The organism is Cupriavidus sp. 22TCCZM01-5 (genome assembly GCF_057798915.1).
Map to the genome: position 1 here is coordinate 1 of NZ_JBYOJR010000009.1, position 14,823 is coordinate 14,823.

Genomic DNA, 14,823 nt, shown 5'->3' on the forward strand with positions numbered 1-14,823 from the left:
GCCCGGTTCGGTGGTGGTCGACCTGGCTGCGGCTCAAGGCGGCAACTGCCCGCTGACCGTGGCTGACGAAGTGGTCGAGCGCCATGGCGTCACCTTCGTCGGGCACACCAACCTGGCCAGCATGGTCGCGGCCGACGCCTCGGCGCTCTATGCCCGCAACGTGCTGGACTTCCTCAAGCTGGTCATCGACAAGGACGGCCAGTTCACGCTCAACCTCGAAGACGACATCGTCGCCGCCTGCCTGATGTGCAACGGCGGCGAAGTCGTGCGCAAGGCGGCGTGAGTCTTTCCGGCGCCCGCGGGCGCCGGCTGCATTTCGCATCAATATAAGGACGTATCACCCATGCAACGCATCATGCTCCGCGCCAAGCTCCACCGCGTCACCGTGACGCAGGCGGACCTCCACTACGAGGGCTCGTGCGGCATCGACGAGGACCTGCTCGAAGCTGCCGACATGAAGGAGTTCGAGAAGATCGACCTGTACAACGTGCAGAACGGCGAACGCTTCTCCACGTACATCATCAAGGGCAAGCGCGGCAGCGGCGAGATCTCGCTCAATGGCGCCGCCGCACGCCGCGCGCATATCGGCGACCATCTGATCATCTGCACCTACGCGCCGATGAGCGACGAAGAGATCGCCACGTACAAGCCGAAGATCATCCTGGTCGACGAGAAGAACGGCATCAAGGAAATCAAGAAGGTCTAAGCCCATGACGGCCAGCCTGTGTCGGGATTCCGTAGCGAAGGCGGCACCGTGGCGTGCCCGCCTTGGCATGCGGTTCGCGCAGGCGGCCGGCATTGGCCTGCTGGCATTGTGCGCGGCGTGCGGCACATCGGGCGGCGGCAGTTCGTCCCGTGCCGCAAGTGCTGCCGCCACCAGCGGCCCCAAGCTGCTCGACCCGTTGCCCGCGTGGCGCGACGGGGCGGCCAAGCAGTCCATCCTGAATTTCGTCAGCAAGACCACCACGCCGGGCAGCCCCGAATTCGTCTCGCCCGAGGACCGCATCGCCGTGTTCGACAACGACGGCACGCTGTGGCGCGAGGACCCGGTGGTGGAGCTGCTGTTCGTGGTCAACCGCGCGCAGGAGCGCGCGCGGGCCGAGCCGGCACTGGCCAGTCGCTCGCCCTACAAGGAATTCCTGGCCGATCCCACGGCCTATTTCAAGTCCACCGGGGAGGCGGGCGCCGTGCGCCTGCTCAACGAGCTTTACGGCAATACCTCAGTCGACGCCTTCCAGGAAGACGCGCGGCGCTATGTCGCCAGCGCGCGCCATCCAAAATCCAAGGCTTCGCTGCGCGAAAGCACCTACCAGCCGATGCTGGAGCTGCTGGCATTGCTGCGCGCCCACGGCTACCAGACCTGGATCTGCTCGGGTGGCACGACGGACTTCATGCGCGTCGTGTCCCAGTCCTTCTACGGCATTCCCCCGCAACAGGTCATCGGCTCCCGGCTTTCCGCGCAGTTCCGCGAACACGGCCGCGACAACGAAATCTGGCGCGAGCCGAAGATCGAAAGCTTCAACGACAAGCAGATGAAGCCGGTCAACATTGCGCTGCAGATCGGCAAGCGGCCGGTGTTCGCCGCTGGCAATGTCGGCGGCAAGGGCGATATCGCCATGCTGTCGTATTCGCAGGCGCGCAAGGGGCCTTCATTCCAGCTGCTGGTCAACCATGATGACGCCGAGCGCGAATCGGCGTATGCGGAAAACGACGGTGGATCGCTGCACGCGGCCTCGGAGCGCGGCTGGACCGTGGTGAGCATGAAGCGCGACTGGGCCCGTGTGTTCCCGGCCCCGGGCGCGGCGGCGGCAACGCTGGCACCGGTGCTCGCGCAGGCGCCTTAGCGGCCCGCGGCATCCCGGTCGTTCGCATTCCAATACAGACAACGCAGGCGGCATCCAGGATTCAATGCAAGGGAGGAGAAGTCGATGGAGATGGTGAACCACACGGTGATCAACCTGATCATCTTTGTGCTGGCGATCTACGTGGGTTACCACGTGGTGTGGACGGTAACGCCCGCGCTGCACACCCCGCTGATGGCCGTGACCAATGCAATCTCGGCCATCATCATCGTCGGCGCCATGCTGGCAGCCGGCCTCACCGAGGGCGCCACGGGCCGCATCATGGGCACGCTGGCCGTGGCCCTGGCTGCCGTCAACGTGTTCGGCGGCTTCCTGGTGACCCAGCGCATGCTGGAGATGTTCAAGAAGAAAGCGCCCAAGGCCAAGGCCGGCGCCAAGGAGGGTGCGTGATGACCGAACTCGTCAGCATGAACCTTGTCACCCTGCTCTACCTGGTCGCCTCGGTCTGCTTCATCCAGGCGCTGAAGGGGCTCTCGCACCCGGCATCGGCCCGCAAGGGCAACGCCTTCGGCATGATCGGCATGGCCATTGCCGTGGTCACCACGCTGGTGCTGATCATCAAGCTCAAGAACGAGTTCCTGGCGGCCGGCACGGCGCAGTCCTCGGTTGCTTCGGGCCTGGCGCTGATCTTCGGCGCGCTGGTGGTGGGCGGCGGCATCGGCGCCTACGTGGCAAAAAAGGTCGAGATGACCAAGATGCCCGAGCTGGTCGCCGCCATGCACTCGCTGATCGGTCTGGCCGCGGTATTCATCGCGGTGGCAGCCGTGGCGGAACCCTCCGCTTTCGGCATCAGCCCGGCGGGTTCGCATGAGATCCCGACCGGTAACCGGGTCGAGCTGTTCATCGGCTGCTTCGTCGGCGCCATCACCTTCTCGGGCTCGGTGATCGCCTTCGGCAAGCTGGCCGGGCGCTACAAGTTCCGCCTGTTCCAGGGCGCGCCGGTGGTGTTCGCCGGCCAGCACATGCTGAACCTGGCGCTGGCCGTCGCAATGGTCGGCTTCGGCATTGCGTTCTTCATGACGCAGGACTGGCTGCCGTTCCTGGTGATGCTCGCCATTGCCTTCGTGCTCGGCGTGCTGATCATCATCCCGATCGGCGGTGCCGACATGCCCGTGGTGGTGTCGATGCTGAACTCGTACTCGGGCTGGGCGGCCGCCGGCATCGGCTTCTCGCTGAACAACCCGATGCTGATCATCGCCGGCTCGCTGGTGGGTTCGTCCGGTGCCATCCTCTCGTACATCATGTGCAAGGCGATGAACCGCTCGTTCTTCAACGTGATCCTGGGCGGCTTCGGTGGCGACACGGCAGCGGCCGGCGCGGCCGGTGCGCAGGCCCAGCGCAACGTGAAATCAGGCTCCGCCGACGACGCGGCCTTCCTGATGGGCAATGCCGAGACCGTGATCATCGTGCCGGGCTATGGCCTGGCCGTGGCGCGCGCGCAGCACGCATTGAAGGAACTGGCCGAACTGCTGTCCGAGAAGGGCGTGACGGTAAAGTACGCGATCCACCCGGTGGCCGGCCGCATGCCAGGCCACATGAACGTGCTGCTGGCCGAGGCCGAGGTGCCGTATGACCAGGTCTTCGAGATGGAGGACATCAACAGCGAGTTCGGCCAGGCCGACGTGGTGCTGGTGCTGGGCGCCAACGACGTGGTGAACCCGGCGGCCAAGACCGATCCCCAGTCGCCCATCGCCGGCATGCCGATCCTGGAGGCCTACAAGGCCAAGTCCATCATCGTCAACAAGCGTTCGATGGCCTCCGGTTACGCGGGGCTGGACAACGAGCTGTTCTACATGGACAAGACCATGATGGTATTCGGCGACGCCAAGAAGGTGGTCGAGGATATGCTCAAGGCGGTGGATTAACCACGGGACGCCCCCGGATCTGTGCAGGATACGACACGCTGCCGCCCGCCGTGGCGGCAGCGCGTTATACTGGCCTGCGCTGACTTCCCAGCGTTGCTGCATGGCCCGAACGCACCATGACCTTCAACCCGCACGACAGGAACCTGTCGGTTTTCCATCACCCGATCCTGACCGTCCTGGTCGATGACAGCAAATCGTTCATCGACAGCCTGGCATTCCAGATGGACGCGTCGCGCGCGGTGGTCACCTTCACGGACCCGCGCGAAGCGCTGCAGTGGATCCGCGACGCCTACGCCACCCGCTTTCCCGCCTTCCTGCCGGTGCGGGTCACGCACGACGACCTGACCTTCCTCACCGAGCGGCGCACGGTGCAGCTCGACATCGACCGCATCCATCGCCAGATCCACGACGTCAACCGCTTCCTGCAGCCTGGCGTGATCGTGGTGGATTATTCGATGCCGCAGATGGACGGGCTGGAATTCTGCCAGGCGCTGCAGGACCTGCCGTGCAAGACCATCCTGCTGACCGGCACCGCCGATGAGAGCATCGCCGTGCAGGGCTTCAACCATGGCCTGATCGACCGCTACGTGAAAAAGCACGAAGCCAATATGGTCGAGCGCCTGGACCAGGAAATCGACGCCTTGCAGCAGCAGTATTTCGCCACGCTGTCACGCACCTTGCGCGAGCTTTTGACGCGGCATTCGTACTCGTTCCTGTCCGACCCCGCCATGACCGAGCGCGTGCGGCAGATCACCGCGCGCTATGGCTTCGTCGAGTACTACCTGTACCCGAATCCGGTCGGCATCCTGATGCTGACGGCGCAAGGCCATGCCACCCTGATGGTGATCGAAACCCGCGCCGGACTGATGAGCCAGGTCGAATCGGCCGAGGCCTACGACGCGCCGGCGGCGCTGATCGAAGGCCTGCGCGAAGGCCGCCTGGTGCCCTTCTTCTGGCCTGGCAACGGCATGTACACGCCGGCCTGCGTGGACTGGGAGCAATATTGCCTGCCGGCCGAACGTTGCGAGGGGCGCGAGGAATATGTCTACGCCCTGTTCGACCTGCCGCGCCACCTGCTGCAGGAGCCTGTGGTCAGCCAGCAGGCCTTCCTGGCCGACTTCGCGCGCAATCCCGACGCGCTGACGGGCCGCAAGCGGCCCTGACGTTCAGCCGGCCGCCCATTCGGCTATTCAGGCCATTCAGGCCGGCTGCGGCCCGCGGTTGCCGCCTCGCACCATGTCAAAGCGGAACAGGCGGCACTCGATATTGCCGTTGTAGAGCGGCGTGCGCCGCGACTCCTTGAGCCGCAAGCGCTTCGGCATCGCCAGGTCCCCGGTAAAGACCCAGGCCTGCCAGCCTGCGAAGTTCTGCTTGAGCGTCGTGGCAAAGGCGCTGGCGAACTGGTTGGCGGCGGCTTCCTCGGCTTCGTCGCGCGGCATTTCATCCTGGGACTGGCGGCGCTCGCCGCGCACCACGATCCGTTCACCGTACGGCGGATTCATCAGCAGCAGGCCAGGCTCGGCGAACGGCGGCTGCGTGAAACGCGCATCCACCTGCTTGGTACGCGCTGAGTCGGGCAGGCCGGCGCGCGTCCAGTTGGCCTGCGCCATGGCCAGCATGTCAGTGGAGATGTCCGATCCGGCAATCTGCAAGCCCTCCGCCGAGGCGAGCATGCGCGCGCGCTGGGCATCCGCCTTGAGCTTCTGCCAGGCCTTGGTGTCGGCGCCCTTGAGCCATTCGAAGGCAAAGCTGCGGCTGCCGCCCGGCGCGATATCCAGCGCCACCTGCGCGGCTTCGATCAGGAAGGTGCCGCTGCCGCACATCGGGTCGTAGAACGGGCGGTTGGTCTGCCCCCGCACCCAGCCCGCCAGGCGCAGGATGCCCGCTGCCAGGTTCTCCTTGAGCGGGGCCTCGCCCTTCTCCATGCGCCAGCCGCGCTTGAACAGCGGCTCGCCGGTGGTATCGAGGTACAGCGTGCAGTCGTGCTCCGTCAGGTGGGCATAGATGCGCACATCCGGGCTGACAGTGTCCACGCTGGGCCGCGCGCCCAGTCGTTCGCGCATGCCATCGCAAACGCCGTCCTTGATGCGCAGCGCGGTGAAGTTCAGGCTGCGCAGCGGCGACTTGGTGGCGGTCAGGTCCACGCGGATCGACTCGTCGGGCGAGAACCACTGCTCCCAGCGCTGGTTGCGTACCAGTGCGTAGATATCGTCCTCATGCCGGTAGCCGCGCGCGGCCACGCGCATCAGCACGCGGCTGGCAATGCGCGAGTGCAGGTTGACGGCGTATGCCGCCGCCAGCTCGCCCGAAAAACTGACGCCGCCCGGCACCTCGCGATGCACCTCGAACGGGGCCAGCGACGCCATTCCGGGCCGCGCGGCGATTTCGCGCAGTTCTTCGGCCAGCGCGCCCTCGAGGCCGCGCGGGCAGGGAGCAAAGAAAGCTTGGGTCATGGATTCGGGTTTCCTGCAAACAAAAACGTCCGCCGTGGCGGACGGGAAGATCAGATTAGCCTAGGCGACGGTTCAACTGGCCGCCAGTGCGCGGTCCAGGAAGTCGAGCCGGTCCTGGCCCCAGTAGGGCTGGCCATCGTAGACGTACCACGGGGCGCCGAACACGCCCGCCGAGATCGCGTCCTGCGTATTCTGCGCGTAGGCGGCCTGCACGGCCTGCCCCTCGCTGGCCTTGAGCAGGCTGGCGCCATCGAGCCCCGCCTCATCCGCAAGCTGCGCGAGCGTGGCGGCATCCGCGATATTGCGCTGCTGGGCCCACAGCGCCGTGCCGATGGCGCCCACGAGCTGCATGGCGCGCGCAGTGCCGTGGGCGAGCTGGGCCGCGATGATGAGCTTGCTGGCCGGATCGCCGGACACCGGGAAATACGTCGGCTGCAGGTTCAGCGGCTTGCCCAGGAACTCGCTCCAGCGGGCCAGCTCGACCAGCCGGTACGCCTGGCGCTGCGGCGGACGCTGCGCGAGCGGCAAACCGCCGGACACCGAGAATACCTTGCCGAGATCGCACGGCTTCAGGTTGACCTGGGCGCCATGGGCGGCCGCGATGGCGGCAAAGCGCTCATGCCCCAGGTAGACGTACGGAGACTGCGGCGAGAAATAGTAATCGACCTGCTTGCTCATCTTGCGCTCGATTGGGAAAGTCCCTGCGGACCGGGTTTCAGAACGGCTTGACCACCACCAGGATCACCACCGCCAGCAGCACCAGCACGGGCAGCTCGTTGAACCAGCGGTAGAAGGTATGCGAGCGGGTGTTGCGGCCCGCCTCGAACTTCTTCAGCAGCCTGCCGCAGCCGTGGTGGTAGCCGATCAGCACCAGCACCAGCGCCAGCTTGGCATGCATCCAGCCCTGCCCCGGTCCGCGGCCGATGCCGTAGCCGAGGTACAGCCACAGCCCGAACACCACCGCCGGCACGGCCAGCATGGTCATGAAGCGGTACAGCTTGCGCGCCATCAGCAGCAGGCGCTGCGTGCCGGCGGGCTCGGTCTCCATGGCCAGGTTGACAAAGATGCGCGGCAGGTAGAACAGGCCGGCAAACCAGGACACGACAAAGACGATATGAAGCGCTTTGACCCAGAGCATTCAGCGAAGCGTTGCGGCAGCGGTTGTTGTTGTTCGCGGCGGGCACGGCGTGCCCGCCGCAGTTCTCAGGTGCGGATCTCGCCGTGGCCGAACACTACATACTTCAGCGACGTTAGCCCTTCCAGCCCGACCGGGCCGCGTGCGTGCAGCTTGTCGTTGGAGATGCCGATCTCCGCGCCCAGGCCGTACTCGAAGCCATCGGCAAAACGCGTCGACGCGTTGATCATCACGCTGGCCGAATCGACCTCGCGGATGAAACGCATGCCGGTCGAATAGTTCTCGGTGATTATCGAATCGGTATGGTGCGAACCGTATTCGTTGATATGCGCGACGGCCTCGTCCAGGCCGGGAACGGTCTTGATGGCGAGGATCGGAGCCAGGTATTCCAGGCGCCAGTCTTCCTCGGAGGCATCGACGAGTCCGCCGAAGCCGGCGGCCTCCAGCGTGGCGCGGGTTGCCGGGCAGACGCGCAGCTCGACGCCCTTTTTCTGGTAGATGCGGCATAGCGGCGGCAACGCGCGCGCGGCGATGTCCTGCGACACCAGCAGCGTCTCCATCGTATTGCACGGCGCGTAGCGCTGGGTCTTGGCGTTGTCGCAGACGCGCACGGCCTTGTCGAGGTCGGCGTCGGCGTCGATGAACACGTGGCAGATACCGTCCAGGTGCTTGATCATCGGCACGCGCGCTTCTTCCATCAGCCGCGCGATCAGGCTCTTGCCGCCGCGCGGGACGATCACGTCGACGTATTCGGTCATCGTGATCAGGCGGCCGACCGCGGCACGGTCCGTGGTTTCGATGACTTGCACGGCCTCGGGCGGCAGGCCGGCGGCAGCCAGCCCCTCGGCCACCAGCGCGGCCAGCGCGGTGTTGGATTCGATCGCCTCCGAACCGCCGCGCAGGATGGTGGCATTGCCCGACTTCAGGCACAGCGCCGCCGCGTCGATGGTCACGTTGGGCCGCGACTCGTAGATGATGCCGATCACGCCGAGCGGCACGCGCATCTGGCCGACCTGGATGCCGGTCGGGCGGAACTTCATGTTCGAGATCTCGCCGATCGGATCGGCCAGCGCGGCAATCTGCTCCAGGCCCTCGGCCATGGTCTTGATCGCCTTGTCCGACAGGGTCAGGCGGTCGACAAAGGCGGCGTCCTGGCCGTGGGCGCGGGCACGCTCGACATCGCGTGCGTTGACGGCCTTGAGCTTGTCCGCATCACGGCGGATCGCCGCGGCAATGGTCAGCAGCGCACGGTTCTTGTCGGCGGTGGAGGCACGCGCCATCGCGCGCGATGCCGCGCGTGCCTGGCGGCCGACGCGGTCCATGTATTGGTTGAGGTCGAGCTCGGTCATGTCAGTGGCCGGCCGGGAGGACGGCCGTCAATGTGTGTTCCTCCCCTCTCCCGCGCGCGGGAGAGGGGTTGGGGGTGAGGGTCGGAGCGTCTCGTGGCGATATCGCCCGATTTACCGCCTGCCCTCACCTCCGGCCCCTCTCCCGCAAGCGGGAGAGGGGAGCAAACCTTCGCGGATGCAAGCCTTAGCGCGCGATCATCAGCGCCAGTTGCTGCAGGCCATCCCATGGCTCTGCCGGCAGCGGGCCGCTGCCCGGTGGCGGCAGGTCGGACAATCCCTTCACCTGCCGGTCCAGCCGCGCGGCCATGGACAGCGCCGCATCGAGCCGCGCCTGCGTCAGCCGCTGCGCCGCCTGCGGCACCAGGCGTTCGCGCGGGCCCCAGACCCGCAGCTCGCGCATCAGCACGGCGGCGGGCTTGCCGGCCGCAATGCCTTGCCGGACCTTGGATAATACGCGAATTTCCTCGGTCAGCGCCCACAGCACCAGCACCGTGGCCTCGCCCTCGCCGCGCAGTCCTTCGAGCATGCGCACCAGGCGCGGTACGTCGCCGCCCAGCATGGCTTCTGACAGCTTGAAAACGTCGTAGCGGGCCACGTTGAGCACCGCATCGTGCACCTGGTCGAAGCTCAGTTCGCCGGGCGGGTACAGCAAGCCGAGCTTCTGGATTTCCTGGTGGGCCGCCAGCAGGTTGCCTTCCACCTTGTCGGCAATGAACTGCAGCGCGCGCCGGCCGGGCTCGCCGCCTTCCACGCGCTGCTGCTGCAGTGCCAGGCGCTCGCCCACCCAGGCCGGCAGCCGGGTACGGTCCACGGAGTCGACCTTGATCGACACGCCCGCGCCCTCCAGCGCCTGGAACCAGGCCGACTTGGACGCGGCGAAATCGAGTCGCGGCAGCGTGACCAGCATTACCACGTCGGGCGACGGCTGGGCCGCCACGGCGCGCAGCGCCTCGCCGCCATCCTTGCCAGGCTTGCCCGACGGAATGCGCAGCTCGACGATCTTGCGGTCGCCGAACAGCGACATCGACTGTTGCGCCTCGACCAGCTGGCTCCAGTGGAAATTGCGCTCGGCCACGAGTACATCGCGCTCGGAGAAACCCGCCTCGCGCGCGGCCTGGCGCAGTCGATCGACCGCCTCGAGCACCAGCAGGTGCTCGTCGCCGTGAACCACATACAGCGGCGCCAGGCCCTTGGCCTTGGCCTGCCGCAGGTGGGCGTCAAGTCCGTCTAGCTTGAGCTGCATGCCGGTGCGGTGCGTCCGTTCGCGCTCAAATGGCCTTGACCGCGGCCAGCCGGCGCATCAGCTGCTGCACGATGTCGCGCTGCATGTCGCGGTAGAGTTGCTGCTCTTCGTAGTCCTTGGCCAGCGTATTGGCTTCGTTGTAGGTCAGGTCGCGCGTGAGGATGAGTTGCGACGGCGGGATCAGCTCCTTGCCGGCGGCATCGCGCAGGCGGAAGCTGAAGCGCTGCGTCAGGCGGTATTCGCGCACCACCCCTTCCGTCGTGATCGACAGGATGGTCTTGGTACGGGTGTCCTGCAGCACGTCCAGCAGCGCGTCGGCCTCTTTCTGGTCAGCCACGATCACGGTGTCCGATCCGCCGCGGATCGCGCGGCGCAGATCCGAACCCATCAGCGTATTGGGCGGAATGCCGATGTAGAGCCGCTTGAACGCGAAGTCGGCATTGCCGCGCATGTGGAAGCCGCAGCCCGCCAGCAGGCCGGTAGCCAGCATGGCGGCGAGCAGCTTGCGGCGGCCCTTGTCCAGTCGATCCATTCTCGGCAATTCCTTCATCCGCTTGTCGGTTTCCGATCCCTGCGCTTACAGCACCACGTTGACCAGCCGGCCAGGCACGACCACGATCTTCTTGGGCGCCTTGCCCTCGGCAAACTTGGCCACGGTCTCGCTGGCGGCGGCCGCGGCCTCGATGGCGGCGCGATCGGCGTCAGCCGGCACGGTCACGCTGCCGCGCACCTTGCCGTTGATCTGCAGCACCAGTTCGATCTCGCTGCGCACCAGCGCGCTTTCATCCACTTGCGGCCACGGGGCGTCGAGCAGGTCGCCGGCTTCGACGGCGTAGCCCAGCGCCTCCCACAGGCCATGCGTGATGTGCGGCACCACCGGGTACAGCACGCGCAGCAGGATGCCGAAGCACTCGCGGCGCGCGGCCGGCGAGGCATTCTTGGCGCCTTCGAGCGCATTCAGCATCTTCATCGTGGCCGAGACCACGGTGTTGTACTGGATGCGCTGGTAGTCGTAGTTGGCCTGCTTGAGCACGCCATGGATCTCGCGGCGCAGGTCCGCATCCTCCGCGCCCGGCGCGGCACCGGCGCCATCGTGCACGGCAGCGGCGTTGGCATAGCCATAGTTCCACACGCGGCGCAGGAAGCGCGAGGCGCCTTCCACGCCCGAACCGCTCCACTCGAGCTGCTGCTCGGGCGGCGCGGCGAACATCACGAACAGTCGCGCGGTATCGGCGCCGTACTGGTCGATCAGCGCCTGCGGATCGATGCCGTTGTTCTTGGACTTCGACATCTTCTCGACGCCGCCGATCACCACCGGCTGGCCGTCGGCGATCAGCGTGGCACCCACCGGGCGGCCGCGCTCGTCGGTCCGCAGGTCGACCTCGGCCGGGTTGTACCAGTGCTTCTTGCCCGAGGCGTCCTCGCGGTAATAGGTCTCGTTGAGCACCATGCCCTGCGTGAGCAGGTTGGTGAACGGCTCGTCGAACCTGACCAGGCCCAGGTCGCGCATGACCTTGGTCCAGAAGCGCGCATACAGCAGGTGCAGGATCGCGTGCTCGATGCCGCCGATGTACTGGTCCATCGGCATCCAGTAGTCGTTGCGGGCATCGACCATGGCGGCCGCGTCCGGGCAGGTATAGCGCATGTAGTACCAGCACGAATCGATGAAGGTATCCATCGTGTCGGTCTCGCGGCGCGCCGGCTTGCCGCAGGATGGGCAGGTGCACTGCAGGAAACGCGGGTCCTTGTTCAGCGGGTTGCCGGTGCCGTCCGGCACCAGGTCCTCGGGCAGCACCACCGGCAGGTCCTGCTCGGGCACCGGCACCACGCCGCAGCTGTCGCAGTGGATCAGCGGGATCGGCGTGCCCCAGTAGCGCTGGCGCGAAATGCCCCAGTCGCGCAGGCGCCAGGTCACCTTCTTCTCGCCCAGGCCCATCGCGCCGAGGTCGGCGGCGATCGCCTCGACCGCCGCCTGGTAGCCGAGGCCGTTGTACTTGCCGCTCTCGACGCAGACGCCGTTTTCCTTGTCGCCGTACCATTCCTGCCACGCTTCGGTGGAGTACGGCTGGCCCTTCACGTCGATGACCTGCCTGATCGGCAACTGGTACTTGTTGGCGAAGGCGAAGTCGCGCTCGTCGTGCGCGGGCACGCCCATCACGGCGCCGTCGCCGTAGCTCATCAGCACGTAATTGCCGACCCACACGTCGACCTTCTCGCCGGTGAGCGGATGCGTGACCTGCAGGCCGGTCGGCATGCCCTTCTTTTCCATGGTCGCCATGTCGGCTTCCATGACCGAACCGTGCTTGCATTCGTCGATGAAGGCAGCCAGTTCGGGATTGTTCGCGGCGGCGTGCGTGGCCAGCGGGTGTTCGGCGGCCACGGCGCAGAACGTCACGCCCATGATCGTGTCGGCGCGCGTGGTGAACACGTACAGCTTGCCGTCGTTGATCGGCTTGCCGTCGTCGCCCGGGATGTCATGCGTGAACGCGAAGCGCACGCCCACGCTCTTGCCGATCCAGTTCTGCTGCATGATCTTGACGCGCTCGGGCCAGCCGAGGTTGTCCAGGTCGCCGAGCAGCTCCTCTGCGTAGTCGGTGATACGCAGGTAGTACATCGGGATCTCGCGCTTCTCGACGATAGCGCCCGAACGCCAGCCGCGGCCATCGATGACCTGCTCGTTGGCCAGCACGGTCTGGTCGACCGGATCCCAGTTGACGGTGCCGGTCTTGCGGTAGGCAATGCCCTTCTCGAGCATCTTCAGGAACAGCCACTGGTTCCAGCGGTAGTAGTCCGGGCTGCAGGTGGCGACTTCGCGCGACCAGTCGATGGCCAGGCCCATCGACTGCATCTGCTTCTTCATGTAAGCGATGTTGTCGTAGGTCCAGGCGGCCGGCGCCACGCCGTTGTTGAGCGCGGCGTTTTCCGCCGGCATGCCGAAGGCGTCCCACCCCATCGGCATCAGCACGTTGTTGCCATTCATGCGCAGGTAGCGCGCCATCACGTCATTGATGGTGTAGTTGCGCACGTGTCCCATGTGCAGCTTGCCCGACGGATACGGCAGCATCGAGCAGGCATAGAACTTGGGCTTTTCCTTGCCGTCGGGGCCGGTGGCATGCTCGGACACGCGGTAGGCGTCGATCGCCTGCCAGTGCTGCTGGGCGGCTTGTTCAACGGCGGAAGGAAGGTATTTGTCTTGCATGGTCGGGACAACGTTCAGGACAACGGTCTGCGCGGCGTCTGAGAGGCCCGCATCCGGGGGACAGGAAGGCAGACGGCGGGCGCCCGCGGCGCCCGCCAGTCGTGCAATGCGAAAGAAGCTGATTATAACCGTGCGGCGATGCCATCACGGCGGCGACCGGGCCAGGCCAGGCCGCCAGGCCAGGCCTTACTTCAGGCCCAGCACGTCCTGCATGTCGAACAGGCCGTTCGGCTTGTCGGCCAGGAAGCGGGCAGCACGCACGGCGCCATCGGCATAGGACTGGCGGCTCGACGACTTGTGGCTGATCTCGATGCGCTCGCCGATGCCGGCGAACATCACGGTGTGGTCGCCGACGATGTCGCCGCCGCGCACGGTGGCAAAGCCGATGGAATTCGGATCGCGCTCGCCGGTGTGGCCTTCGCGCGCGTAGACCGCGCAGGTCTTGAGGTCGCGGCCCAGCGCTTCGGCGATCACTTCACCCATCTTCAGTGCCGTACCCGAGGGTGCATCGACCTTGAAGCGGTGATGGGCTTCGATGATTTCGATGTCGTACCCCGTGGAAAGCAGCTTTGCCGCCACTTCCAGCAGCTTGAAGGTGGCGTTGACACCCACGCTCATGTTGGCGGCGAAGACAACGCCGATGGACTTCGCGGCTTCCGCCAGCGCGGCCTTGCCGGCTTCGTCGAAGCCGGTCGTGCCGATCACCATCTTGACGCCCAGGCGCTTGGCGACGGCCAGGTGGGCCAGCGTGCCTTCGGGCCGCGTGAAGTCGATCAGGCAGTCCGCACCGGCCAGGCCGGCCTCCAGGTCAGCCGTGATCGCCACGCCGGTATGGCGTCCCAGCAGCAGGCCGGCATCCTGGCCCAGCGCGGGCGAGCCCGGCACATCGAGCGCACCCGACAGCGAGACCCCTTCCGTGGCAAGAATGTGTTCGATCAGCATGCGGCCCATGCGGCCGGATGCGCCAGCAATGGCGATGTTCATGGTGTTTTACCTGGCGATATCGGAAAACGGCCGGTCGCAAAGCGCCGGCCGAAAATCTCGGGGCGGCCGATCCGGGCCGCGGCGGAGCGCTTAGTTCGGCTGCGCAGTGGATTCCTGTTGCGCGTCTGCCGCCGGTGTCGCCGCCGAAGCTGCCGGTGCCGCACCTTCCTGGGCGGCGGGTGCTGCAGGGGCCTCTTGCGGCGCGGCCGTGGCTGCCGCCGGCGCGGGCGCAGGTGCAGGCGCCGCGGCCTGGGTGCCGGAACTTCCCCCGATACCGGGCTTCTGCTCCTTCAAGGCTTTCTTCATGCCGTCGATCTCGGCAATCAGCTCATATTCGGACGGCAGCTCGTCGCCGCCAAACTTCACCAGCTTGTCGCCATCGAAATAGACCGTGAAGCGGCGCTGCTGCACGACCGGGGTATTGCCGCGGCGGAACGAGAAAACGTAGTCCCAGCGATCGTTGTGGAAAACGTCAGTCAGCAGCGGCGTGCCCAGCAGGAACTTCACCTGGTCGCGGGTCATGCCTTCGTGCAGTTGCGAAGCCGCCTCACGCGAAACGAAGTTGCCCTGCACGATGTTGATCCGGTACGGCGTGATGACGTTGGCGACCTTGCGCGAGGTGGAGTCGTAGGTCGAGCAGGCTCCCGCCAGCAGGGCGACGGCCAGCAGGGAAAACACCAGCGTCGGACGCATGGCAGACGAACGGAATGAACGCATGTATCTCGCTTCCAGA

At 66.3% G+C, this 14,823-nt stretch carries 14 protein-coding genes and 1 pseudogene; 6 read left to right on the plus strand and 9 right to left on the minus strand.

Features of this window, described 5'->3' with window-relative positions; all coding sequences use genetic code 11:
• The 6 genes and pseudogenes from AC3FNH_RS10950 to AC3FNH_RS10975 form a co-directional block, all read left to right on the plus strand.
• Window positions 1-283, plus strand: a pseudogene (locus AC3FNH_RS10950) (NAD(P)(+) transhydrogenase (Re/Si-specific) subunit alpha); the annotation flags it as partial.
• Between the two features lie 60 nt (window positions 284-343).
• A complete protein-coding gene (gene panD / locus AC3FNH_RS10955) occupies window positions 344-706 on the plus strand; it encodes an aspartate 1-decarboxylase (protein WP_276098449.1) in 363 nt (120 codons plus the stop codon).
• 4 nt (window positions 707-710) lie between these two features.
• Window positions 711-1,844, plus strand: a complete 1,134-nt coding sequence (locus AC3FNH_RS10960) for an HAD family hydrolase (RefSeq protein WP_488720071.1) — start codon at window positions 711-713, stop codon at window positions 1,842-1,844.
• A gap of 84 nt (window positions 1,845-1,928) precedes the next feature.
• Entirely contained in the window at window positions 1,929-2,252 is a 324-nt protein-coding gene (locus AC3FNH_RS10965) for an NAD(P) transhydrogenase subunit alpha part 2 (RefSeq protein ID WP_276098451.1), read from the plus strand.
• Window positions 2,252-3,727 carry an NAD(P)(+) transhydrogenase (Re/Si-specific) subunit beta gene (locus tag AC3FNH_RS10970; RefSeq protein WP_276098452.1) on the plus strand — a complete coding sequence of 492 codons (1,476 nt, stop codon included), beginning with the start codon at window positions 2,252-2,254 and terminating at the stop codon, window positions 3,725-3,727. The genes AC3FNH_RS10965 and AC3FNH_RS10970 overlap by 1 nt, the downstream gene beginning before the upstream one ends.
• A gap of 116 nt (window positions 3,728-3,843) precedes the next feature.
• Window positions 3,844-4,890, plus strand: a complete 1,047-nt coding sequence (locus AC3FNH_RS10975) for a response regulator (protein WP_276098453.1) — start codon at window positions 3,844-3,846, stop codon at window positions 4,888-4,890.
• Between the two features lie 36 nt (window positions 4,891-4,926).
• Here the strand turns inward: AC3FNH_RS10975 and AC3FNH_RS10980 are convergent, their stop codons facing one another.
• From AC3FNH_RS10980 to AC3FNH_RS11020, 9 genes are all read right to left on the minus strand, one after another.
• The gene (locus tag AC3FNH_RS10980) at window positions 4,927-6,180 is read right to left on the minus strand and encodes a THUMP domain-containing class I SAM-dependent RNA methyltransferase (RefSeq protein WP_276098454.1); all 1,254 of its coding nucleotides are present in this window, start codon (window positions 6,178-6,180) and stop codon (window positions 4,927-4,929) included.
• Between the two features lie 72 nt (window positions 6,181-6,252).
• Window positions 6,253-6,858 carry a 2-hydroxychromene-2-carboxylate isomerase gene (locus tag AC3FNH_RS10985; RefSeq protein ID WP_276098455.1) on the minus strand — a complete coding sequence of 202 codons (606 nt, stop codon included), beginning with the start codon at window positions 6,856-6,858 and terminating at the stop codon, window positions 6,253-6,255.
• Window positions 6,859-6,895: 37 nt separating this feature from the next.
• Window positions 6,896-7,318, minus strand: coding sequence for a CopD family protein (locus tag AC3FNH_RS10990; RefSeq protein WP_276098456.1), 423 nt, complete (start codon window positions 7,316-7,318; stop codon window positions 6,896-6,898).
• A gap of 65 nt (window positions 7,319-7,383) precedes the next feature.
• Window positions 7,384-8,664, minus strand: a complete 1,281-nt coding sequence (locus AC3FNH_RS10995; protein WP_488720072.1) for a glutamate-5-semialdehyde dehydrogenase — start codon at window positions 8,662-8,664, stop codon at window positions 7,384-7,386.
• A gap of 184 nt (window positions 8,665-8,848) precedes the next feature.
• Complete coding sequence (gene holA / locus AC3FNH_RS11000) at window positions 8,849-9,907, minus strand: DNA polymerase III subunit delta (protein WP_276098458.1); 1,059 nt, start codon at window positions 9,905-9,907, stop codon at window positions 8,849-8,851.
• A gap of 25 nt (window positions 9,908-9,932) precedes the next feature.
• Window positions 9,933-10,439: an LPS-assembly lipoprotein LptE gene (locus AC3FNH_RS11005; RefSeq protein WP_276098459.1), complete on the minus strand. Its 507-nt coding sequence runs from the start codon at window positions 10,437-10,439 to the stop codon at window positions 9,933-9,935.
• 45 nt (window positions 10,440-10,484) lie between these two features.
• Window positions 10,485-13,106, minus strand: coding sequence for a leucine--tRNA ligase (gene leuS, locus AC3FNH_RS11010; RefSeq protein ID WP_488720073.1), 2,622 nt, complete (start codon window positions 13,104-13,106; stop codon window positions 10,485-10,487).
• A gap of 186 nt (window positions 13,107-13,292) precedes the next feature.
• Window positions 13,293-14,090, minus strand: a complete 798-nt coding sequence (gene dapB / locus AC3FNH_RS11015; protein ID WP_488720074.1) for a 4-hydroxy-tetrahydrodipicolinate reductase — start codon at window positions 14,088-14,090, stop codon at window positions 13,293-13,295.
• A gap of 90 nt (window positions 14,091-14,180) precedes the next feature.
• Complete coding sequence (locus AC3FNH_RS11020) at window positions 14,181-14,807, minus strand: outer membrane protein assembly factor BamE (RefSeq protein ID WP_276098462.1); 627 nt, start codon at window positions 14,805-14,807, stop codon at window positions 14,181-14,183.
• Window positions 14,808-14,823 lie beyond the last annotated feature (16 nt).